Source organism: Helicobacter cetorum MIT 99-5656 (genome assembly GCF_000259275.1).
Lineage (GTDB): Bacteria > Campylobacterota > Campylobacteria > Campylobacterales > Helicobacteraceae > Helicobacter > Helicobacter cetorum.
In genome coordinates this window covers 1643510-1667449 of the sequence record NC_017735.1, presented here as the reverse complement: position 1 = coordinate 1667449, position 23940 = coordinate 1643510, and the positions used below count along the sequence as shown (strand labels likewise).

Below are 23940 nucleotides of genomic sequence, written 5' to 3'. Positions count from 1 at the left end.
TGCCTTTTGCTTTTACGCCTTATGAGTTGCGTATTTTTTTGAATTATACAACAAACAACATAAGCATTAAATATAAAGGATAGCCTAGTGAATTACTTTTTAAAAGCCCCTATCTTAGGATTTGAGCATATCAACGAGGTGCGTTTAGAAAAAATTGACCCCCTATTTAGCCGCCTGATTAGTCAAAACAATTCTCATCTCACACTAGATATGGTCTTAGCTAACCCCTATTATTTACGAGAATATAGCTTTACTATACCCAAATACATAGAATTACTGCTAGAATTAGATTCTCATTCTAAAGTAGAGGTGTATTGCGTGGTTGTGTTACAAAAAAATTTAGAAGATTCTATGGTGAATTTCTTAGCCCCCTTAGTCTTTAACCCTAAAAATGGCTTTGGAGCTCAAGTAGCTCTTTCTATGATGGATTATCCAGATTTTGGTTTTAGAGACCCTTTAAAAAGCTTTGCTATGAAAGAAAGAGAACGAGCTTAAGAGCTAAAAGCTATGAAAATCGCTCTTACAGGGGGAGGCACAGGCGGGCATCTCTCTATCGCTAAAGCCTTAGCTATAGAATTGAAAAATCAAGGCATAAGCACCATCTACTTAGGCTCAATCTCTGGGCAGGACAGAGAATGGTTTGAAAATAGCCCCCTATTTGAAGCATGCTATTTTTTTAACACCAAGGGCGTTGTGAATAAAAGCCTTTTTAAAAAACTAGGCTCTTTATTTTTACAGGTTAGAGCCGCCTTAAAAGCCAGAAAAATTTTAAAAAAACACAAAATCACCCAGACCATTAGCGTAGGTGGTTTCAGTGCAGGTCCTGCGAGTTTTGCAAGCCTACTCAATGACACCCCGCTCTATATCCATGAGCAAAATGCCATTAAAGGCACACTCAATCGCTATCTCTCCCCCAAAGCTAGAGCCATATTTTCAAGCTATTCATTCAAGGATAAGGGCAGCCATATCCTAACCCCCTATCCGGTGCAAAACGCCTTTTTTGACCTAGCTAGAACACGAACAGAAATCAAGCATATTTTATTCTTAGGCGGTTCACAAGGAGCAAGAGCAATCAATGAATTTGCCCTACTCAACGCCCTGAAACTCACTAAAAAAGGGATTAACATCACGCATATTTGCGGAAAAGATTCTTATGAAAAAATGCGTTCTTACTACCAAGATTTAGAGCTACTAGACAAAGTGGAATTATTTGCCTTTCACACCAATATTGTTGAAGTCATGCACAAAGCAGATTTGTGTGTAAGTCGTGCAGGAGCTAGTTCTGTATGGGAGCTATGTGCTAATGGCTTACCCACGCTTTTTATCCCCTATCCTTTCGCAAGCCATAATCATCAATACCACAATGTCCTAGAATTTGAGAAAGAAAATCTCTCTTACATCGTGCCACAAAATGAGCTACTACCCAAAAAACTCTTTGAAGTGATTAGGAGACTCAACCAGCTAGATGAAGAAGGCCATAAAAATATCGCTAACACTAGCGAGCAATTACAACAAAAAATCGCTAAAAACGGCGTTAAAACCATTATTGAATATATTTTAAACAGTGAAACACCCCTCGCTAAAGCGAGGAGCTTCCTAACTAAAGCACCCTACTGAATGCTAATACGAAAGGCTTTGCTCTTTAAAGTCTGCAAGGCTATTTCCTAACCCAAGAAGACTTAACCCTTTGCTTAAAATATTACTTGCGGCGTTTATATCTCTATGCTCTATATATCCGCAATTTTGACACAGATATTCTCTATGATTTAATTTAAGCTCGTGGTTGATTTGCCCACAACTATGACAAGTTTTACTCGTATATTGTGGGGGAGCTTTCACTAACAATTTGCCATTATGCTGTTGTTTGTAGTCTAAAAAAGAGATGATTTGATAGAATGAAGTATTTAGTATAGACTTATTAAGCCCACTCTTTTGTTTAACATTTTTGAGTTTGGCTCTTTTGGTCATGTTCTTAATTTGTAAGTCTTCAACTACTATCAATTCAAATTGCTTTGAAAGTTCGCTTGTGATTTTATGGTATCTGTCTAGTTTTTGATAGCTTGATTTATCAAAGGCTTTGTTTAATTTTTTTTGAGTTTTGTAAAAATTACCTCCTAGTTTGATTTTATTTTGTTTAGATTTTAAAACCCTACGGCTTTGTTTTCTTTGTAGTCTTTTAAATTCTTTAGAGTATTTTTTAAAAGAATGTAGTTTAGAATAAGTAGGAATAAGTCGTTTTAGATTGATATTTTCATCTACTTTTAAACCTAGTTCTTTCATGTCTTTTTGGTATTGTTCTAGGTCGGTTAGTTTTTCATATTCTTTTAAATCAACGCTTAAAGCTATATCATAGATATTTAAGTCCACACCGACACAATTTCTAGGCTCTTTAATAGTGTTAAGCTCTTTTTCGTATTCTATGCTAAAACTAACAAAATATTTTTGATGAGAGCAAGAGACTACGATTTGTTTAATCTTAGCATTAAGGGGTAAGTCTCTATGCATACGCATTTTTAAGGGCATTTTCATTAAGTTAAACATCTTAAAGCGTTCGTTAAAGTCTTTGATAGAAAAGCCTTGATTATTCCAAGTAAAACTTTGTTTAGCAAATTTAGAGTTTTTAAATTTAGGAAAGCCCCTATTTTTGACTTTAAAGGCATCTCTTAAGGCTCTTTCTGCATTCATGCGTGATTGTTGAGCGACTACACTACTAAAACTTAAATTCCTAGCTTTTAAATGGTGCTTAATCGCACTATCTAATTCGCTTGATTTTTGCCATTTTCTTTGTTTAGTGGGTAAATCTTTGTTTTTTTCGTATTGCTCTTGTTGTAGATTTAAGCAAATGTTATAGGCTTGGTTATAGACAAAAAAAGAGTGTTGTAATTTGGTCTGTTGCTCTTTGGTAGGATACAAACGAAATTTAAAGCCCTTATTTACTTTCATAGAAAGATTTTAGCATAATTTAGTTAAACTTGGTCTATGAAACAAATTGATAATATTAGACATGGCAGACATTGTGTTTTTTTAATGCATGTGCATTTAGTATTTGTAACTAAATATAGGCGTAAAGCATTCAACAAAGAAGTTATAGACTTTTTAGGTTCTGTATTTGCTAAGGTATGCAAAGACTTTGAAAGCGAGTTAGTAGAATTTGATGGGGAAAGCGACCATGTGCATTTACTTATCAATTATCCACCAAAAGTTAGTGTTAGTAGGTTAGTTAATTCTTTAAAGGGTGTTAGTAGTCGTTTGGTTAGACAACAAAATTTTAAAAATGTTAAAGCTACTTTGTGGGGCAATCATTTATGGTCGCCTAGTTATTTTGCTGGAAGCTGTGGGGGTGCTCCTTTAGAAATCATTAAGCAATATATCCAAGAGCAAGAAACACCACATTAGATTTGCTAACCTTTTGTTTTTAGGTTAAATGACACTAAAAAATAGCCTAACGGCTATTGACGCTTACATCTCCGCCCTAAAGGACGGAGTTTTTCGCTTTGTTGGGATAAAATTAAAGCCCCCTATGTAAACAACTCATTCTAAAATTAAATCTTATCGCTTTAATCAATGATTAAGCAACCGTCCACTAACACTAAGCAAATCATGAAACGCTTAAAACAAGAGAAAATACTAGGGAAATATAAACTATATACATAACTATATATCAGCGGGTGTTTAAAACGCTTCTCCCTACTAACTCATCTCTTTTCAAAAGTGTTATGGACGCTTTAAACAATGATATTACCACCGCTTTGACCACGCTTTGGTATAACTAGGACTTAACCAATAAATCTTTTAGCACCCCTAGTGGAAGTAGTCCAAGTTTTAGCCCCCAAGTTTTACAACATCTCTTAAAAGACGGATTAGCCACTGATAACAAGAATGGTGGTAGTCAAACAAATTGTAGCAATCCCCCTAATCAAAATCAATGTAGTGCTACCCAAGAAGCTAACTCTATCACCCAAAACATCTTCCAAGCTTTAATGCAATCTATTATCCTAGGCGGAATCCCTAATGAAAAGCAATTTGGTTTCACTTATAACACACCCCCTAATGGCACTAGTGGTTACCAAAGCTTTAGCGGACCAGGTTATTACACCAAAAACCCTGCAAATAATGACGGACAACAAAATCAAACCCCTATCGGCATAAAAGATTTACCTCCTGGAGCTGTTGTAGGAACAGGCGCAGGTCAATACACCTACCACCCTAGCTCAGCAATTTGAAGAAGGCATTGTTTTAAGCTCTAATATCACTAACACCGTTAATAGCCTTAACCCTAGCGATAACACCAAAGAAGTCAAAGCCCAATTACAAAACACCGCACAATCTATGGCTAAACTCCTAGAACAAATTGAAGGCAATATTTCTAAGACCACCACCACCACTTATGTTCAAGCTTTACTCACTAATTTAACCGCTGCAGTCAACAAGAGCAATAATGAAGCTAACACCACAGCCTTACAAGCAGCTTTAAACACTTTTGGGGTAGGCGTTTATAAAACAGGCACTACGGCTACGCACACGGTATTAAACCCCCCTTCAGCTCCTGTTGGGCTTTTTAACCCCATGCCAAACTCTATCTTAGGGCTTACCCAAACTTCTTCTAACAACACAGCTTACTACAACGACACCCTTTTAATGAACACCTTAACAGGTAGTTTGAGTGAAAACCAGCAAAGTGGTAGTAATGGTTGCAGCCAAACTAATCAGGGTAACAACCAACAAAACTGCCAACCACAAGGTCAAATAGGATATTTAGAACAATTCATCAAAGATTTAAACCCCCTAGCAACCTATGGTAGTAACACCACTAAAGAAGGCAAGCAAGCAACACCAAACAACCAAAATCTAACCGCTAACCAACAACAAATCCAAACTATCGCTCAAAGGCTTCAGAGCATCGCTTTAAACACTTTAGACAATAACGCTATCAATATTACCACTTACAATCTCAACAACCTACACAACGCTTTGAATTTCCAAGCGTATAAAAAAACGATAGCAAACTACAATAAAGTTTTAAAGAGTATTACTTGGAATGGTAGTTCAGGGTTCAATGAACCCAAAGACTTACTCAAAAACACTTCCAATAACAACCAAATTGGCACCGTTACCAACGCTCAAGGGCAGAATATCAGTGCATATGATTGCACTACTATTGCTAATAACCAAACCGGAAATGACGCTCAAGGCCAGTTCTCATGCAAAGTGCCTAATAATGGCACTATAGGAGAAGGGCAACAACTCCAAAATAACACCACTAACCCCAGCACAAACGCCTTAATCGCCGCTTCAAAAATCACTAAAAGCCATCAAATCGGCGTGAACTCCTTCAACCTGGTGTCTCAAGTGTGGGATGTTTATAGCTCTTTAAAAACATCTGAAGAAAACTTGACAAAAAATGCCAAGATATTATGCGCACCAAAAGAAGGGGGAACCCAAGATTGTAACGGAAACACCAGTCAAAGTTCTTCAGGGGGTTTGAGTATCAGTGGGAATGGGCAATTGCAGACGATTTTAAGCACTTCTAGTATTACTAATGGCAGTAGTAATCCACCCGAAGAACAAAAACTACAGCTACAAGCAAGAGTGGGAGTCAATAGCGAAAATGCTAAAACACAGCTTTTACAAGCTTTAGGGGGTAATAGTGGGGTTGCTAATGGGAGTTCTGTAGGCAGTAATGGAGTGAGTGGGGCTAGTGGGGTTCAAGTGAATAATCTCGCAAGCAAAGGCACTACTACAACCACTACAACCCCCCAAGCTAACACGGTAGTAGGAGCGTTAGATAATGTTCTAGCGAATGTGAATCAATTTCAAAAAAGTATTTCTGAAGCTTTTAAAAACCAAGAAAGCAATATTCAAAAATGGGCGAATGCGATTTATTTTATCAATGGCACTAATGGTAAAGGTAGTGAAAGTCAGCAACAGCAACAAGGGGGGCAACAAAATTCACAATGTAATGGCAGTGGTAGTGGAACTAATCAAGATTTATGCATTCAGTTAAGAGCGAATTTTTACCAATTGATTAACACCATTAACCAGCAAGTGCCTACTTCAGTTCAGGCTATGGTTGACCAAAGTCCGCAACAAACACAGCAAGTAGGCCAGCAATTGAGTGTAACAACCACTAATGGCTCATGTGCGAATGGAACTAGTAGCGGACAGAATAACAATTGGTGCCACCAGCAATGGTCAGACCCTAAGAATTATTATAGTGGGTTACAACAGGCTTTGGGGTATTCTTTAACGAAAGAGAAAGAAGAAAGCAAAGGAAATAGCACAAGTGGGAATAACAACCAAATAACCTACAATGTTCAAAAAATAACGCTTACTAGCAATGGGTTATTACAACAGATTATCGCACAACTTAAAAGTTTTAATGGTAGTAATGGCGAACAAGAAAGTGGCAAACAAAACAATAGCGGTAACATCGGCACAGCCTACCAAATGTTGATAGATGCGAGCGAAGGGAAATTGGGGAATTATACCCCTAGTAGTAATCAAGACGAGAAAGGTGGGAGTGGTGGTAGTAACAATGGCTATACCCCATGCACTAGAACTCAAGGAGCGAGCATGGTTCAAAGTGAGGGTGGTAGCCATAGTAGTTGCTACACCCCTAATAAAAACACCACTCAACAAAAAAAAGCTGTAGAACTAAAACAAGAGAACCAAAACAACAACCTACAAAAAATCTACGATGACGCTAAAAAAATAGCCGACATTATCGCTAGTTCTGGGAATAACAAAGGCGTTGAAAACGGCTTAAAACAATTCTTTGAAGCGTTAAAGGGTGGCAACGGACAACTGAGTAATTTGTGTAGTAATGGTAGCAGTTCTGGTGGTGGCGGTGGCGGTGGTTCACAAAATGGTTGCACCGGTGGTCTTATCAATCTCTTAGGGGCTATCCCTACAAGTGGGGTGAGTGATACCAATAATTTAGTGGTTTTACTCACAGAATTTATTAAAACCGCTGGGTTTATACAAAATCAAGCTAGTAATCAAACAGACCTTAAAACAGCTTTTAACACTATCACTCAAGCTATTTCTAAAGGGTTTCAAGCCTTACAAAACGATATTAGCCCTAATGTGATTTTAACCTTACTCCAAGAAATCACTTCTAACACAACCACTATCCAGTCTTTCTCTCAAACCTTACGCCAGCTTCTAGGGGATAACAAGTTTTTTAGTGTCCAGCAAAAATTACTAGAAGCCATGGTAAATGCAAGAAATCAGGTTCAAAACGCTTACGCACAAGCTAGTAGTTATGGGGCTAACCCCATTTTAAGCCAGTATGTAGCGGGTAAAAGCACTCAACATGGTATGAGTAATGGTGTGGGAGCGAGTGTGGGCTATAAATACTTCTTTGGGAAGGCTAGAAATCTGGGTCTTAGGCATTATCTCTTTGTGGATTATGGCTATAGTGAAATGGGTGTGGCAAATCAAAGCGTGAAAGCCAATATCTTTGCTTATGGTTTAGGCACAGATTTTTTATGGAACTTATTTAGAAGGACTTATCATACTAAGGCGTTGAATTTTGGGTTGTTTACTGGGATTCAACTAGGTGGCACAACATGGCTTAGTTCTCTTAGACAACAGATCATTGATAACTGGGGGGATGCTAACAACATTCATCTAGCGAATTTTCAAGTGGCGTTGAATTTTGGGGTGCGGACAAATTTTGCAGAGTTTAAGCGTTTTTCTAAGAATTTTCATAATCAAGGGATTTTAAGTCAAAAGAGCGTAGAATTTGGGATTAAAGTGCCTTTTATTGACCAAGTGTATTTAAAGAGTGCTGGGGCTGATGTGAACTATAGAAGGCTTTATACTTTTTATATCAATTATATTACGGCGTTTTAAGGAGTGCGTGTGGAAACTTTACAATTTATCGGTTATGGGAATATGGCTCAAGCGATTTTAGAAGGCTCTCATCAGGCGTTGTCAAAACATTTCCGCTTGGAAATCACGGGTAAAAACCCTGAAAAAATCGCCCCTTTTTTACAAGAAAAAAACATTCAAGCGAGCGTTGTGTCTTATGAAAACGCTATTGATGTGCATGAAAAATTTGTGTTTTTACTCTATAAGCCTTATAATCTTAAGGATTTTTGCTATCAAGGTCAGGCTAAGAGTGTTTTAAGTGCATTAGCGGGAGTGAGCTTTGAAGCGTTAGAAAACGCTCTGAACTCTTTGCATTATCTCAAATGCATGCCTAATATCGCCAGCAAATTCGCTCTCTCATCTACGGCAGTGTGTGAAAAATCGCATGTGCCTTTGGTGAGTGAAAAGGCTTTTAGTATTATTGAGAGTTTTGGGAATTGCGTGCAAGTGGGTAGTGAAGAACAGGTCAATTCTAGCGTAGCGACCAATGGGAGTTCGCTCGCTTTTTTAAGCTTAGTGGCAAGTAGCTTGAAAGATGCGGGCGTTAGGGAAGGTCTGAGTGCGAAGGATTCTTTGAAGTTAGTCAGTGCGACTTTTAAGGGCTTTGCCAAGCTTTTAGAAAACGAACGCCCCGAAATCATTACCGAGCAAATTTGCACCCCCAAAGGCACGACCATTGAAGGCTTGAGCGTGCTAGAAAAAAGGGGGGTTAGGGGGGCATTCATAGAAGCTTGCCATGAAAGCGTGAAAAAAATGCGTTCTTAAGAATAAGCGTTATGTTTAGACAAACGGAGTTTGAAAAAAGCTAAGAACTTAATTCAAAATGGTCTCACGATAGAAGCCACGATTAGGGGCTACAAGAAAGCTTTTTGTTTGAAGCATGTAGAAATATGTAGAAATGAACACCGCCCACCCTTTCTCAGAAGGTAATAGCAGAGCGACTGGGATATGGCTTAGCTTATTGCTTAAAAGGAATTGAAAAAATCGTGCTTTAAGATAGGATTGATAAAACCGCTTATTTGAGTGTAATAAAGAGATGCCTGTGAATGGTTTAAAAAATCAAAACGCTTTTAAAAAGCATTTAAGCACCAATATCAATGATTCACTCGCTGTCATTAAAGGCAATTACTCAATCGTATTACTTACTATGAAGGGCTTTAAAAAGTTTTAAAAACAAGCCAATTAAACGCCCCAAAAGTTTGAGCAAACCCACTTTTAAAGGAAACCCCTAAGCTTTTTGAGCTTAAGGGAACTTTGATTAGCTATCTTTTGAGTAAAAAGACAAACTTAAACCCCTTAACAGAGAATTTAAGATATACTACTAACCAAGAGTTTTTATCATGTAACTTGGACATGATAAGCTTCTCTTTTGGTAAGTTTGCCCCATACTTGGACTATGGGGCGTAAAGATATTCTACAATAAACTTGCTTAAGACTTTCAACCTTGACTTCATCAATTCAGTAAGCATTATAAAAAAATAAGAAAGTTATAGAATTGAGAAATTAAATGGATAATAAAACTAAAAAATCAAGCGAATAACAAAAATCAAAGAAGTTGCAAACGCCCCAAAAAACCCAAATTAAGCATGGGATTTTTAATTCAAGGGCGTTTCTTTTAAAGTAGCTAAACTACAAAATAAGCTTAGCTCTCTACCCGCTCAATCAAGCTCAAAGGCAAGCCAAACGCTTTAATTAGCTCGCTCTCTTTTTGTCGCTGCTCGCCTTCATCTTTTTCATGGTCATAGCCTAGCAAGTGTAGCACCCCATGAATAAATAAAAGGGCGACTTCATTTTCTAAGCTATGCCCTAATTTCATGGCGTTTTCTTTAGCCAAAGGCATGTTAATTACCACGCTTCCTAAGGGGGCGTAAGAAATGGCTTCTAAAGGGAAGCTCAAAACATCAGTCGCATAATCGCATTTTCTTAAATCTCTGTTGATTTCTCGCATTTTTTCAGCACCCACTAAGACAAGTTCAATCATTTGAGTGGGAGCTAAAAATCCTGCGATTTTTTCTAAAAGTGAGTCATCAAAACCTAGCGGAGTTTGATTATCAATTTCTAGCATTTCTATATGTTTATGACCCCCTAAGCAAACGCTTAAGAGTCTAGGAAATTAAGCAAAAGAACCTTTGATTTCTTCTACCCATTTTGAAATTCTTTCATCAGTCAAATCATCTTGATTGTCTTCATCAATCACTAGACCGACAAATTTACCGCCTTCTACGGCTTTAGAAGCTTCAAAATTATAGCCATCAGTTGAAGTATGCCCTACAACCTTACCCGCTTTAGCCTTTTCATAAATGTGGAAAATGCCTTCTGCAAAAGTCTCACTATAAGTGTCTTGGTCGCCCAAACCTACAAGTCCGATAGTCTTACTAGCGAAATCACTCGCTTCTAATGTGCCTAAAAAGTCTTCCCAATCCGTCTGTAAATCGCCCGCACCAGCTGTGGGAGCGACTAAAACCACATTTTTGAAGCCATCAAATTGTTCTTTGGAAGCCTTAGCCACATCAATCACTTCAGCATTACCAATGGCTGTGCTGATTTTTTCAGCGATAGTTTCAGCGTTTCCGCTGTCTGTTCCAAAAAAGATACCGATTTTTTCCATAATCTCAATCCTTTGTTTAAAGATACTAACGCATCCGCCTATCTAAAAATGCGAATACTTAGGGCGTAGTTTAGCATACTCAATTGAAATCTTGCTTAAAAACCTATTTTGCGCGAGTATCGTTTCAACAAAAACCATAACAAAAGCACGCCAAGAACCACGCCAAGAACAAAAAAAGAAGAATAATCAGAAAGCCTTTCATAAAGCGTTTTAACCCAATCGCTCGCCACAAAAGAAACGCTTCCCACCACTACAGCCCAAACCAAGCTAGATAAAGCATTAAGCCACAAAAACTTTTTTAAAGGATACTTGCTAAAACCAATCGCCAAAGGCACAATGCTTTTAACCCCATACAAATACTTGTTAATAAAAATCATCACCAAAGCGTAGCGTTTCACCCACAAACTCGCCAAAGCAAGCTTTCTTTTATGTTTGTCAAAATACTTCAAAAACTCTTTTTTTTGGTAACGAGCAAAGCTCACAAACACCCCACTCCCTACCATGTTTCCTAAAAAAGCAACTAGAATGGTTATTTTGATGTCTAAAGTATTTGTGGTGGCACTAAGAATGGATGCAATGACAATTCCTACATACCCACTTCCTAAAGAATACAAAAACAAGATGAGATAACCCCACTGGCTAAAACTCTCTTGAAAACTACTTAACGCTTCTTGCATAAAAATCCTTTTTTGTTTTTAGCCCCATGTTATCCAAACTTACCCAACTTATTTATGATTTAAACGCTATCTTTTAGTATAATGATAAAGTTATACAACCCTAATAACCCATATTAAGAGAGAGATGAATACAGAAATTTTAACTATCATGCTAATTGTCTCCATTCTTATGGGATTAATAGGTTTAATGGCGTTTTTATGGGGGGTAAAAAGTGGTCAGTTTGATGATGAAAAACGCATGCTTGAAAGCGTGCTGTATGATAGCATTAGCGATTTAAACGACGCTATCAACCAAGAAAAACGCCAAAACCCTAAAAATTTAAATTCAAATGATTAACAAAGGATAAAAATGAATATTTTAGATGTATTGATTGTCGGTGCAGGACCTGGTGGCATAGCCACAGCGATAGAATGCGAAGTTGCAGGCGTTAAAAAAGTGCTTTTATGCGAAAAAACAGAAAACCATTCAGGCATGATGGAAAAGTTTTATAAAGCCGGTAAGAGAGTGGATAAAGATTATAGAAAGCAAGTCGTAGAACTCAAGGGGCATATTCCTTTCAAAGACAGCTTTAAAGAAGAGACTTTAGAGAATTTTACAAAGCTTTTAAAAGAGCATAACATCACTCCAAGCTATAAAACCGATATTGAGAGCGTAAAAAAAGACGGCGATTTGTTTAAGGTTACCACTACTTCTAATGAAACCTATCATGCAAAATTTGTGGTTATTGCTATCGGTAAAATGGGTCAGCCAAACCGCCCTACTAACTACAAAATTCCTGTTACACATTCTAAACAAGTGGTTTTCAGCATTAATGATTGTAAAGAGAATGAAAAAACCCTTGTTATAGGGGGGGGTAACTCAGCTGTGGAATACGCCATTTCTTTGTGCAAAATCGCTCCCACCACTCTAAACTACCGAAGAACTGAATTTACTAGAATCAACGAAGACAACGCCAAAAACCTGCAAGAAGTCCTAGACAACAACACGCTTAAAAGCAAGCTTGGGGTGGATATTGAGAGCCTAGAAGCTGATGGCACTCAAATTAAAGTTAATTTTACCGATAACACCAGCGAAAGTTTTGATTGCTTATTGTATGCAATCGGGGGTTCTACGCCTTTAGAGTTCTTTAAGCGTTGCTCTTTGGAGCTAGATTCTAGCACGAATATTCCTGTAGTGAAAGAAAATTTAGAGAGTAGTAACACCCCTAATTTATTCATTGTGGGCGATATTTTATTCAAATCTGGGGCAAGTATCGCCACCGCTCTAAATCACGGCTATGATGTTGCCAATGAAATCGCTAAAAGATTGCAATCTTAAAAATCTTATAAGGTTTTTAAGAAACAAGTGCCTTTTGTTCTATGAGATTAACCCTTAAAGGCAGATTTCATAGTAAAACCACCCAAATAAAAAACATTAAATTTCTTAAATAAACTATAGATTTTTTAAAACAAGTCAGTTAAACGCCCCAAAAGTTTGAGCAAACCCACTTTTAAAGGAAACCCCTAAGCTTTTTTGAGCTCAGGGAACACTCTTAAGAAAGATTAGCGTTTGATAGAAAACACCATTTTAAACCAAGAAAAAGAAATTTCAAGGTATAATTTCTTCCAAGAGCGTTTATCATGTGGTTTAGACATGACGGCTCCTTATGCGGAATTTGCCCCATATCTCAACTATGGGGCGTAAAGATATTCTACAACAAAACCCCTTAAACCTTTTAAAATCTACTTCATCAAATTAACAGGACAAATCCAAATAAATATCATAAAGTATCTCTAAAAGCTATAATAATTATTAAATATTTATTTATCTTTGACCCCATTTTGCCCCAAAATTTACAAAAAAAAAAAAAACAAAATTCCCCACAACAAACCGCAATCATCTTTTTTAAGCTAAAATACTACCAAATTTAGATTTTTATTAAGCAAGGATAAGATAATGAAAAAGACCTTTTTACTCTCTCTCTCTCTCATTTCATGTTTATCATTAGCTAACGCTGAGGATAACGGCTTTTTTGTGAGCGTAGGCTATCAAATCGGTCAAGCCACTCAGATTGCTAAAAACACTGGCGAATTACAAAAACTCAATGATAGCTATAAGGATTTACAAAACAATTTGTTCCAATTGCAAGAACTTAATCGTGCCGTAGCTGATGGAAGCGACCAAAATAAGATTCAAAGCGCCATCACTTCTTTGCAAGCTTTTTCAAACAATAATTTTACAGGAACGACTTATTCCCCAGCCTATCAAGGCGTAAACTTAGCTCTTAGAATGGCTATCATGGCATGGACAATCTTTTTAGGGAATGGTAATTTGGGTTGGAAAATGCAATCCACATATAAACAAACAGGTCAAGAAATCAATCAACTTGCCAAACAAATCATAGAAGGGTTTAATAAAATCACTACTTTAAATACAGATAATAGACCAGCAAACCAAGACATAAAAGGTGAGACCCTAGCAGAAGTAAGGGAGGTAAAGAATGCTAATCATTCTACTCTCACAACCACCCCACAAGGCTTGCTAACGCTCGCTAAACAGATGATGGATAAATTCGCTTCTATGGATATTTATGTTGTAGGCGATGGAAAAAGATATACAGGACAAACTCAAAATACCTTAATCAAACAAAATCCTGTGCTTTTAAAAACTCAAGCCGCCCTTAAAAACGCTCAAAGCCTAATCAATGCTACTTATAACCTTAACACCACACAAAACAATTTACAGCAAAAGCAAAGCGGAGAAGGGGCTAACACAAGCGAATTTAACCAAAAATTCCAACAAGCCGCTAAAGAGCAACAACAAGTCTTAAGTCTTGCTCAATCTATTGTAGATGATTATAAGGCTATGCCACAAGGGGCTCAAGATGCTTTTAAAGATTGCACCAAAATTCTAAATACCAAACAAGATATTACAGGGTCAGAAAAATTCAGTATCTGTGCCAACCCTGCCGAATCTGCTACGGCTACACAAGCAAGTATCAACTACTATGGCAATCAGCCTAACTCTAATTTACAGCTCGCTAATGATGTCATCAATCTGGCTAATAACAAAACAGCCCTAAAAAACACTTTCGCTAGCACACAATCTTTAGGGGCTAGACTGGATTTAAATCCTAATAGCAAGCTCGCTTTACAAAACATTGTCTATTCTACAAATAACCCCAATGCCCCAACCATTGATAGAGTGGATTATCATATTAACCCCATACAGCAATCCAACCTAACTAACGCTCTAGCGGCAATGAGTGCTAACCCCTTTAGAAATATAGGCGTTATCAAATCTCAAGGTAATAGCGGTGTGATGAATGGTATAGGTGTCCAACTAGGTTATAAACAATTCTTTGGAGCAACAAAGAGAATGGGAGCTAGGTATTATGGTTTCTTTGATTATAACCACACCTATATTAAATCAGATTTCTTTAACTCTGCTTCTAATGTCTTAACTTATGGGGTGGGTTCAGACTTCTTGTATAACTTTATCAATGATAAAGAAATGAAAAAAAATAGACTCTCTTTTGGGGGCTTTGCTGGAATTGCTTTAGCAGGAACTTCATGGCTTAATAGCGATAAGGCTGTTCTTTTAAACACGCCTGAGTTTAACGCATCTAACACGCCTTATAAAGCGAGTGTGAGTGCATCTAATTTCCAATTCTTATTTAACTTTGGATTAAGAATGAATTTAGCAGATAATTCTAAAAAGAATGAACATGCTATCCAACATGGTATTGAACTAGGCATTAAGATTCCTACTATCAATACCAGCTACTATTCTTTCTTAGGAGCTAAACTAGAATACAGAAGGCTCTATAGCGTCTATTTGAACTATGTGTTTGCATATTAAATCTCTTAACCCCTTTTAAAAAGGGGCAATTTATTCTAAGGCTCTTTTTAGCTTTCACTTTGTTTAACTCTGTTATTGTTGCTTTTAGTTTTTGGTTTTAGTTCTTGTTTAACTCTTTGTTTTAGCATGAAAAAATCTAATAGCAAAAACTCTTGGAAAGAAGCATACCTAAAAATATAGTTTTTTAGGTTGAAAGTTTAGTTTGAAAATTAAACGCTAACTTTTCAAAGGGTTACCCTATCTTCTGATAGGGTTCTTTTTTGGAACAAATAAGTTTTTAATTATTAAAGTTTATTGATTTAATTCTTTTGTTTTTTAGTTTAAAAAGTTTATTTTTTAAAACTTCATTTTATTAAAAGGCTTTTATTTTTTAAGAAGTTTGTTTTTTAAGCTTTAATTTTATCCCAACAAAGCGAAAAACTCCGTCCTTTAGGGCGGAGATGTAAGCGTCAATAGCCGTTAGGCTATTTTTTAGTGTCATTTAACCTAAAAACAAAAGGTTAGCAAATCTAATGTGGTGTTTCTTGCTCTTGGATATATTGCTTAATGATTTCTAAAGGAGCACCCCCACAGCTTCCAGCAAAATAACTAGGCGACCATAAATGATTGCCCCACAAAGTAGCTTTAACATTTTTAAAATTTTGTTGTCTAACCAAACGACTACTAACACCCTTTAAAGAATTAACTAACCTACTAACACTAACTTTTGGTGGATAATTGATAAGTAAATGCACATGGTCGCTTTCCCCATCAAATTCTACTAACTCGCTTTCAAAGTCTTTGCATACCTTAGCAAATACAGAACCTAAAAAGTCTATAACTTCTTTGTTGAATGCTTTACGCCTATATTTAGTTACAAATACTAAATGCACATGCATTAAAAAAACACAATGTCTGCCATGTCTAATATTATCAATTTGTTTCATAGACCAAGTTTAACTAAATTATGCTAAAATCTTTCTATGAAAGTAAATAAGGGCTTTAAATTTCGTTTGTATCCTACCAAAGAGCAACAGACCAAATTACAACACTCTTTTTTTGTCTATAACCAAGCCTATAACATTTGCTTAAATCTACAACAAGAGCAATACGAAAAAAACAAAGATTTACCCACTAAACAAAGAAAATGGCAAAAATCAAGCGAATTAGATAGTGCGATTAAGCACCATTTAAAAGCTAGGAATTTAAGTTTTAGTAGTGTAGTCGCTCAACAATCACGCATGAATGCAGAAAGAGCCTTAAGAGATGCCTTTAAAGTCAAAAATAGGGGCTTTCCTAAATTTAAAAACTCTAAATTTGCTAAACAAAGTTTTACTTGGAATAATCAAGGCTTTTCTATCAAAGACTTTAACGAACGCTTTAAGATGTTTAACTTAATGAAAATGCCCTTAAAAATGCGTATGCATAGAGACTTACCCCTTAATGCTAAGATTAAACAAATCGTAGTCTCTTGCTCTCATCAAAAATATTTTGTTAGTTTTAGCATAGAATACGAAAAAGAGCTTAACACTATTAAAGAGCCTAGAAATTGTGTCGGTGTGGACTTAAATATCTATGATATAGCTTTAAGCGTTGATTTAAAAGAATATGAAAAACTAACCGACCTAGAACAATACCAAAAAGACATGAAAGAACTAGGTTTAAAAGTAGATGAAAATATCAATCTAAAACGACTTATTCCTACTTATTCTAAACTACATTCTTTTAAAAAATACTCTAAAGAATTTAAAAGACTACAAAGAAAACAAAGCCGTAGGGTTTTAAAATCTAAACAAAATAAAATCAAACTAGGAGGTAATTTTTACAAAACTCAAAAAAAATTAAACAAAGCCTTTGATAAATCAAGCTATCAAAAACTAGACAGATACCATAAAATCACAAGCGAACTTTCAAAGCAATTTGAATTGATAGTAGTTGAAGACTTACAAATTAAGAACATGACCAAAAGAGCCAAACTCAAAAATGTTAAACAAAAGAGTGGGCTTAATAAGTCTATACTAAATACTTCATTCTATCAAATCATCTCTTTTTTAGACTACAAACAACAGCATAATGGCAAATTGTTAGTGAAAGCTCCCCCACAATATACGAGTAAAACTTGTCATAGTTGTGGGCAAATCAACCACGAGCTTAAATTAAATCATAGAGAATATCTGTGTCAAAATTGCGGATATATAGAGCATAGAGATATAAACGCCGCAAGTAATATTTTAAGCAAAGGGTTAAGTCTTCTTGGGTTAGGAAATAGCCTTGCAGACTTTAAAGAGCAAAGCCTTTCGTATTAGCATTCAGTAGGGTGCTTTAGTTAGGAAGCTCCTCGCTTTAGCGAGGGGTGTTTCACTTTGTTGTAAAACTCATTTTTAAAGAGGGGCAAGGAGGGAATTTTAAAGAGACGCTAGGGAAGCGCTTCAATGAGCGTTTTTAAAAGCGCTAAATGCACTTTTAAAAATAGCGAATAAGGCGAGAGCCTTTAAAAAGCCCCCCTTTTTTTTTAAAAAAACAAGTTTTTTAAAAGAATAAAAGAAAAAATAAAAAAAAACGCTTTTTTAAAATCACAAACAAAAACAAGTTTTTTAAAAGAATAAAAGAAAAAATAAAAAAAACGCTTTTTTAAAATCACAAAACAAAAACAAGTTTTTTAAAAGAATAAAAGAAAAAATAAAAAAAACGCTTTTTTAAAATCACAAAACAAAAACAAGTTTTTTAAAAGAATAAAAGAAAAAATAAAAAAAACGCTTTTTTAAAATCACAAACAAAAACAAGTTTTTTAAAAGAATAAAAGAAAAAATAAAAAAAAACGCTTTTTTAAAATCACAAACAAAAACAAGTTTTTTAAAAGAATAAAAGAAAAAATAAAAAAAACGCTTTTTTAAAATCACAAACAAAAACAAGTTTTTTAAAAGAATAAAAGAAAAAATAAAAAAAACGCTTTTTTAAAATCACAAACAAAAACAAGTTTTTTAAAAGAATAAAAGAAAAAATAAAAAAAAACGCTTTTTTAAAATCACAAACAAAAACAAGTTTTTTAAAAGAATAAAAGAAAAAATAAAAAAAAACGCTTTTTTAAAATCACAAACAAAAACAAGTTTTTTAAAAGAATAAAAGAAAAAATAAAAAAAAACGCTTTTTTAAAATCACAAACAAAAACAAGTTTTTTAATCTTCAAGGCTTTTTCTTAAGAACTCTAGGGCGTGTTGTTCGCTCCTTTCTATGGCGATCTCTACGCTACGCTTGGCTAAATCTAGGGAATTTTGAGCCTTTTCTTTTAAGGTGAAGCTTTTTGCAACATGCGTAGCGATTTGTTGTTGGGTGTTTTTATCAATTAAGGGTATGGGTAAGTTTTTAAAATTTTCTTTACTGATAGCTGTTAAAATTGTCCCAGAGCAATTTTGCCTTAAAAGGTTTTGAAATAAAACTGATTTGAAAAGCACAAGCAAAGTTTCAGAATTAATCACGCTTGATTTAATCACATGAAAACCATTAGAACAAAAAGCTTTATTGTAACTAGGCGTAATCAAAGCACACGATGATAAACTACCTTCAATAGAGCTAACGATAACTTCATTTGTGTCAACTTGGATTTTAGCCCTTGAAGGTAGATTTTCGCCCAAATCTAGGGTATGCCCTAAGATGTCCCCACAATTACCGATGTTAGATAGTTCAATATATTTATAAGATACGCCTTTTTTAGGGGTGTCTGTGGGGTCTTTATAATCACAAATCTCACTAAGAATTTTTGCTCCATTACAATAAGAATAAACTAATTTTTCGTATTGCTCGTATTTTTCTAAATAATACTCGGCATCTAAACGCCCTGAGGAACGAAAACTCTCCTTAAAGGATTTGATAGAAATATTATTCTCACTCGGTTTGAAATCTTTACAATCTAGCTCCTTTAAAAGCAAATCTAAGGCTAGTTTATAGGCGTTCTTGCTTTGTTGGTTAAAAACTTCGCTTTGTTTAACTAGGTCTTGTATTTTGGTTTCAAAAAGACTTGAAAATGTGGGGATAATAAATTTTTTAATCACAGAATAATCAAGGGCTGGGCGTGTAACCCCTATGATATTTTTATCGGTTTGTAATTTACCAAATTTAGAATTTAAAAAAGTGGCTAAAAAATAAGGGTTCAAGCTTTCTTTAAGGGTGATTTTTACGGAATGTTGGTTAATGTTGGCGTTTTCTAATTCAAGGGGGACAACCGCACTTTTGCCATAACTTCCTGTAATGGTAAATAACACATCTTTATGTTTTAAACGGCTTCTTTTAAGCTCATTTTCTTGTTCTGTGTCAATATAGACTATATCTGTAAGGCTAAAATAATTTTCCATAATATTTTGCACCCTTAAAAAAGGGATACCTTGCTTATGATAATTTGCCCCTAGTGGCGTTGCCCCACCGCTCATATGTGAAATGTGATGATTTAAGATTGTGTGTGGGGTTGAGAGTAATTTTTTTAAATTCTCTAAATACTCCCTTTTAAAATACTCACTATCAAACCTAAAACTATTATTATCTTTTAAGACGGCGGACAGATTTAAAACGCTTATCTCTAAATTACCCCCTAAAAAATCGTTAAGACTTTTTAGGGGTTGTTGCTTTGGGGCAAAGGATAGCCCCTCATTCTTAGCAAAAGCTAGAAACGCCTCGGCTATGCCATCTTTTGTTAAGCCGTCATGGTTAAACAAATCGTGCTTAACGATTAAATGCCCATGCGTATCAAGCAAGGGTTCAACCGGGTTAAAAATGGCTTGTTTTTTAAGGTAGGGCTTTTTATCCTCTGTGCTTAGGGCGTTGTATTCTTCTATGCTTATACAGGTGGTTTCTTCATTTTTGCTTTTTTGATAAAAACATGGGGCGTTTTCTACGCTTTGAAACTCTTTTAAAAAGTCGTTTAAATGGTATTTATGCGTTTTATTATCTTTGAAATAATGCACACAAGGAAAGGTTTCATAAATCTTATCGCCAGAATTGTCCTTGCTAGGCTCTTGCATGGTGGCAAAGAAAATGTTGTAATCTTCTTTATAAGGGCAAAGAGTCTCATGCCATTTTTGCAAGAAAAGCACGGAAGTTTTAGTGCCGGTATGGGGTTTGAAGACATTTTGGTGTAAGCCTATGACAGCTAAAATTCTGGCGTGTTTAGAAATAAAATCTCGCAAAGCTCTATCACTGCTATTATTGAAACGCCCTTGGGGTAAGACAATAGCCATTCTACCCCCTGCTTTTAAAAAGCTCAAATTCCTTTCAATAAATAAAATATCTCGCCCCATTTTAGAGGCGTTTGTTACTTTGCCTTTATTGTTGCTTTTTAAAGAGAGTTCGTATTTGGCTAAAATGCGGCTTTCTTTAATATCGCCTGCAAAGGGAGGGTTAGCCATTAAAATATCAAAGCTAAAATCCCTACAATCATAAACGCTTTTATCTTTGATGATTTCGCTTTTTTGATTTTTTAAAAATTTGCGGATATTTTTCCAGCCATCATTATAGGCATCTATCCAAGTGGGGTTGTGGTAATTTTCACTCCAGCGTTCATAATCAAGCGTGTTTAAATGCAAGACATTGGTTTGCCCATCGCCTGCGATTAAGTTTAACGCCCTACTCACTCTTACTGCTTTTTCATCAAAATCTATGGCAAAAACTTTTTCTTTAACAAAATCTTCGCATTCTATGGGCTTTTTCTCAGCGGTAAAAAGGTGGCTTTGTTCTATGCCCTTAGCTTCTAAAATCTTTTTCCATACGAAAAAAATGGTGTGTATAGGAAAGCCACAGCTGCCGCTTGCGGTGTCTATCATGCTCTCTTGTTCGTTAGGATTAAGCATTTTTACGCACATATCTATCACATATCTTGGGGTAAAATACTGGCCTTTTTCGCCCTTGCTTGTTTTATCCCAACAAAGCGAAAAACTCCGTCCTTTAGGGCGGAGATGTAAGCGTCAATAGCCGTTAGGCTATTTTTTAGTGTCATTTAACCTAAAAACAAAAGGTTAGCAAATCTAATGTGGTGTTTCTTGCTCTTGGATATATTGCTTAATGATTTCTAAAGGAGCACCCCCACAGCTTCCAGCAAAATAACTAGGCGACCATAAATGATTGCCCCACAAAGTAGCTTTAACATTTTTAAAATTTTGTTGTCTAACCAAACGACTACTAACACCCTTTAAAGAATTAACTAACCTACTAACACTAACTTTTGGTGGATAATTGATAAGTAAATGCACATGGTCGCTTTCCCCATCAAATTCTACTAACTCGCTTTCAAAGTCTTTGCATACCTTAGCAAATACAGAACCTAAAAAGTCTATAACTTCTTTGTTGAATGCTTTACGCCTATATTTAGTTACAAATACTAAATGCACATGCATTAAAAAAACACAATGTCTGCCATGTCTAATATTATCAATTTGTTTCATAGACCAAGTTTAACTAAATTATGCTAAAATCTTTCTATGAAAGTAAATAAGGGCTTTAAATTTCGTTTGTATCCTACCAAAGAGCAACAGACCAAATTACAACACTCTTTTTTTGTCTATAACCAAGCCTATAACATTTGCTTAAATCTACAACAAGAGCAATACGAAAAAAACAAAGATTTACCCACTAAACAAAGAAAATGGCAAAAATCAAGCGAATTAGATAGTGCGATTAAGCACCATTTAAAAGCTAGGAATTTAAGTTTTAGTAGTGTAGTCGCTCAACAATCACGCATGAATGCAGAAAGAGCCTTAAGAGATGCCTTTAAAGTCAAAAATAGGGGCTTTCCTAAATTTAAAAACTCTAAATTTGCTAAACAAAGTTTTACTTGGAATAATCAAGGCTTTTCTATCAAAGACTTTAACGAACGCTTTAAGATGTTTAACTTAATGAAAATGCCCTTAAAAATGCGTATGCATAGAGACTTACCCCTTAATGCTAAGATTAAACAAATCGTAGTCTCTTGCTCTCATCAAAAATATTTTGTTAGTTTTAGCATAGAATACGAAAAAGAGCTTAACACTATTAAAGAGCCTAGAAATTGTGTCGGTGTGGACTTAAATATCTATGATATAGCTTTAAGCGTTGATTTAAAAGAATATGAAAAACTAACCGACCTAGAACAATACCAAAAAGACATGAAAGAACTAGGTTTAAAAGTAGATGAAAATATCAATCTAAAACGACTTATTCCTACTTATTCTAAACTACATTCTTTTAAAAAATACTCTAAAGAATTTAAAAGACTACAAAGAAAACAAAGCCGTAGGGTTTTAAAATCTAAACAAAATAAAATCAAACTAGGAGGTAATTTTTACAAAACTCAAAAAAAATTAAACAAAGCCTTTGATAAATCAAGCTATCAAAAACTAGACAGATACCATAAAATCACAAGCGAACTTTCAAAGCAATTTGAATTGATAGTAGTTGAAGACTTACAAATTAAGAACATGACCAAAAGAGCCAAACTCAAAAATGTTAAACAAAAGAGTGGGCTTAATAAGTCTATACTAAATACTTCATTCTATCAAATCATCTCTTTTTTAGACTACAAACAACAGCATAATGGCAAATTGTTAGTGAAAGCTCCCCCACAATATACGAGTAAAACTTGTCATAGTTGTGGGCAAATCAACCACGAGCTTAAATTAAATCATAGAGAATATCTGTGTCAAAATTGCGGATATATAGAGCATAGAGATATAAACGCCGCAAGTAATATTTTAAGCAAAGGGTTAAGTCTTCTTGGGTTAGGAAATAGCCTTGCAGACTTTAAAGAGCAAAGCCTTTCGTATTAGCATTCAGTAGGGTGCTTTAGTTAGGAAGCTCCTCGCTTTAGCGAGGGGTGTTTCACTGATTAAATATTCAAAGGCTTCATCAACGACATCTAAATTAGAATTAAAGAGTTTTACGCTTTGTAAAGAAGAAATGCAAACGCTTAAATGGCTAGGGCTTAAAGCAATTTTACTATCGCTATTAAACACGCCCTGCCATTTATCCTTAGCCTTATCAAAAAGTTTTTGGATTTTATTTAATAGTTGGTTTTCTGTCTCGCCGTAGTTTCTAAACTCTAAATGCAAGCTAGGCTCTCTGGTGCTTTGCATTTCATCATAAAGTTTGGTAAATATGAGCTTAAAGACTTCTTCAAAAACATCTACCCCCGCATTAGCTAAGACTTCATCTTCCATTTCTAAAATCAAATCTTTAAGGGATTTTTTCTCGTTGAATAATTTATCTTTGTCTTTAAGGGTTTTTATTGTCCAGCGTTCTTCTAAAATCTCTGTTAGGCTTTGGTTGTGTTTAGGAATGTTAGAAAGGTCTTCAAAATAGTTAGGGTCTCTTCTGTGGTAGAATGAATGCTTAATCGCATTAGACCATATGCCAATAATGGCTCCTGTGGCGTTGCAATAGCTTCGTAATTGCTCCTTGCCCTCTTTGAGCGTGGATTTTTTGACTTCTACAATAATGAGTTCTTTAAAATCGCTATCATAAACGACAATATCGGCCCGCTTGATTTCACGCCCAAAATGAATAGGCGTTTCTACTTGCATTTGATTTAGGGGGTAAAAATAGCTTTTGTGCAAATGCAAAATAAAGCATTGTCTGACAGCTTCTTCAGGCGTGAGTTTAACAAACTTTTTTCTTACCAGACATTCAATTTTAGGGCTTTTTGTGTCTGTATCACTTAAATTTAATTCTGTAATATAGGGCCTCAAATAGCCTTTTGCTACTTCTTCTAAATAGGGGTGCATGAAAACTCCTTTGCAAACTTGCATTTTAACATTTTTTAGCCCACACTTTTAACCCCCATAAAAAATATTTATAATAAAATAACCAGCCGTTATTAAAAGATTTTAGGGGCAAACACGCCTTGCTTAATAACACTTTAAAACAAAATAGTTTATAATACAAAACTCGTTTTAGCTTAAATTACACTTTTTAGGGATAAAAAATGAAAGTTTTGTTACTTA

The 23940-nt window shown here is 35.3% G+C and carries 19 protein-coding genes and 2 pseudogenes; 13 read left to right on the top strand and 8 right to left on the bottom strand.

Annotated features, from left to right (window positions below):
* Positions 1–87: 87 nt before the first annotated feature.
* Together fliW and murG are read left to right on the top strand one after the other, a co-directional pair.
* Complete coding sequence (gene fliW, locus HCD_RS07865) at positions 88–495, top strand: flagellar assembly protein FliW (RefSeq protein ID WP_014660032.1); 408 nt, start codon at positions 88–90, stop codon at positions 493–495.
* A 12-nt stretch (positions 496–507) separates the two neighbouring features.
* Complete coding sequence (murG, locus tag HCD_RS07860) at positions 508–1617, top strand: undecaprenyldiphospho-muramoylpentapeptide beta-N-acetylglucosaminyltransferase (protein ID WP_014660031.1); 1110 nt, start codon at positions 508–510, stop codon at positions 1615–1617.
* Positions 1618–1620: 3 nt separating this feature from the next.
* Here murG and HCD_RS07855 read toward each other — a convergent pair whose 3' ends face one another.
* Positions 1621–2943 carry an RNA-guided endonuclease InsQ/TnpB family protein gene (locus tag HCD_RS07855; RefSeq protein WP_014658798.1) on the bottom strand — a complete coding sequence of 441 codons (1323 nt, stop codon included), beginning with the start codon at positions 2941–2943 and terminating at the stop codon, positions 1621–1623.
* Positions 2944–2979: 36 nt separating this feature from the next.
* On the opposite strand from HCD_RS07855, the gene tnpA (HCD_RS07850) reads away from it, so the two are divergent.
* From tnpA (HCD_RS07850) to HCD_RS09440, 5 genes and pseudogenes are all read left to right on the top strand, one after another.
* Entirely contained in the window at positions 2980–3396 is a 417-nt protein-coding gene (tnpA, locus tag HCD_RS07850; protein WP_014658764.1) for an IS200/IS605 family transposase, read from the top strand.
* 314 nt (positions 3397–3710) lie between these two features.
* Positions 3711–4220 (top strand): annotated as a pseudogene (locus HCD_RS09020) (outer membrane protein); the annotation flags it as partial.
* Positions 4221–4329: 109 nt separating this feature from the next.
* The gene (locus HCD_RS07840) at positions 4330–7857 is read left to right on the top strand and encodes an outer membrane protein (protein ID WP_014660029.1); all 3528 of its coding nucleotides are present in this window, start codon (positions 4330–4332) and stop codon (positions 7855–7857) included.
* A 9-nt stretch (positions 7858–7866) separates the two neighbouring features.
* The gene (gene proC, locus HCD_RS07835; protein WP_014660028.1) at positions 7867–8640 is read left to right on the top strand and encodes a pyrroline-5-carboxylate reductase; all 774 of its coding nucleotides are present in this window, start codon (positions 7867–7869) and stop codon (positions 8638–8640) included.
* A 121-nt stretch (positions 8641–8761) separates the two neighbouring features.
* A pseudogene (locus HCD_RS09440) lies at positions 8762–9026 on the top strand (hypothetical protein); the annotation flags it as partial.
* Positions 9027–9517: 491 nt separating this feature from the next.
* Here the strand turns inward: HCD_RS09440 and ybeY are convergent.
* The 3 genes from ybeY to HCD_RS07815 all read right to left on the bottom strand — a co-directional run bounded on the left by ybeY (position 9518) and on the right by HCD_RS07815 (position 11160).
* A complete protein-coding gene (gene ybeY, locus HCD_RS07825) occupies positions 9518–9940 on the bottom strand; it encodes an rRNA maturation RNase YbeY (protein ID WP_014660027.1) in 423 nt (140 codons plus the stop codon).
* A gap of 48 nt (positions 9941–9988) precedes the next feature.
* Positions 9989–10483 carry a flavodoxin gene (locus tag HCD_RS07820; RefSeq protein WP_014660026.1) on the bottom strand — a complete coding sequence of 165 codons (495 nt, stop codon included), beginning with the start codon at positions 10481–10483 and terminating at the stop codon, positions 9989–9991.
* A gap of 95 nt (positions 10484–10578) precedes the next feature.
* Positions 10579–11160: a DedA family protein gene (locus tag HCD_RS07815; protein ID WP_014660025.1), complete on the bottom strand. Its 582-nt coding sequence runs from the start codon at positions 11158–11160 to the stop codon at positions 10579–10581.
* 124 nt (positions 11161–11284) lie between these two features.
* Here HCD_RS07815 and ccoS point away from each other — a divergent pair, with 124 nt between their 5' ends.
* From ccoS to sabA, 4 genes are all read left to right on the top strand, one after another.
* On the top strand, positions 11285–11497 hold the full coding sequence (ccoS, locus tag HCD_RS07810) for a cbb3-type cytochrome oxidase assembly protein CcoS (protein ID WP_014660024.1): 213 nt from the start codon (positions 11285–11287) through the stop codon (positions 11495–11497).
* A gap of 6 nt (positions 11498–11503) precedes the next feature.
* Complete coding sequence (locus HCD_RS07805; protein ID WP_144005867.1) at positions 11504–12478, top strand: NAD(P)-binding domain-containing protein; 975 nt, start codon at positions 11504–11506, stop codon at positions 12476–12478.
* Positions 12479–12709: 231 nt separating this feature from the next.
* Positions 12710–12844, top strand: a complete 135-nt coding sequence (locus HCD_RS09710; protein WP_265101265.1) for a hypothetical protein — start codon at positions 12710–12712, stop codon at positions 12842–12844.
* A 252-nt stretch (positions 12845–13096) separates the two neighbouring features.
* A complete protein-coding gene (sabA, locus tag HCD_RS09755) occupies positions 13097–15001 on the top strand; it encodes a Hop family adhesin SabA/HopD (protein ID WP_014660022.1) in 1905 nt (634 codons plus the stop codon).
* Positions 15002–15510: 509 nt separating this feature from the next.
* Here sabA and tnpA (HCD_RS07795) read toward each other — a convergent pair.
* Positions 15511–15927 (bottom strand): IS200/IS605 family transposase, encoded by a 417-nt coding sequence (tnpA, locus tag HCD_RS07795; protein WP_014658764.1) that lies wholly within the window; start codon positions 15925–15927, stop codon positions 15511–15513.
* 36 nt (positions 15928–15963) lie between these two features.
* On the opposite strand from tnpA (HCD_RS07795), the gene HCD_RS07790 reads away from it, so the two are divergent.
* Positions 15964–17286: an RNA-guided endonuclease InsQ/TnpB family protein gene (locus HCD_RS07790; protein WP_014658798.1), complete on the top strand. Its 1323-nt coding sequence runs from the start codon at positions 15964–15966 to the stop codon at positions 17284–17286.
* Between the two features lie 870 nt (positions 17287–18156).
* On the opposite strand, the gene HCD_RS09805 is transcribed toward HCD_RS07790, so the two are convergent.
* Both HCD_RS09805 and tnpA (HCD_RS07775) read right to left on the bottom strand, forming a co-directional pair.
* Positions 18157–20829 carry an N-6 DNA methylase gene (locus HCD_RS09805; RefSeq protein WP_173361702.1) on the bottom strand — a complete coding sequence of 891 codons (2673 nt, stop codon included), beginning with the start codon at positions 20827–20829 and terminating at the stop codon, positions 18157–18159.
* A gap of 162 nt (positions 20830–20991) precedes the next feature.
* Positions 20992–21408, bottom strand: coding sequence for an IS200/IS605 family transposase (gene tnpA / locus HCD_RS07775; RefSeq protein WP_014658764.1), 417 nt, complete (start codon positions 21406–21408; stop codon positions 20992–20994).
* Positions 21409–21444: 36 nt separating this feature from the next.
* Here tnpA (HCD_RS07775) and HCD_RS07770 point away from each other — a divergent pair, with 36 nt between their 5' ends.
* Positions 21445–22767 carry an RNA-guided endonuclease InsQ/TnpB family protein gene (locus HCD_RS07770; protein ID WP_014658798.1) on the top strand — a complete coding sequence of 441 codons (1323 nt, stop codon included), beginning with the start codon at positions 21445–21447 and terminating at the stop codon, positions 22765–22767.
* 3 nt (positions 22768–22770) lie between these two features.
* Here HCD_RS07770 and HCD_RS07765 read toward each other — a convergent pair whose 3' ends face one another.
* On the bottom strand, positions 22771–23721 hold the full coding sequence (locus HCD_RS07765; protein WP_014660019.1) for a type I restriction enzyme HsdR N-terminal domain-containing protein: 951 nt from the start codon (positions 23719–23721) through the stop codon (positions 22771–22773).
* Between the last annotated feature and the right edge of the window lie 219 nt (positions 23722–23940).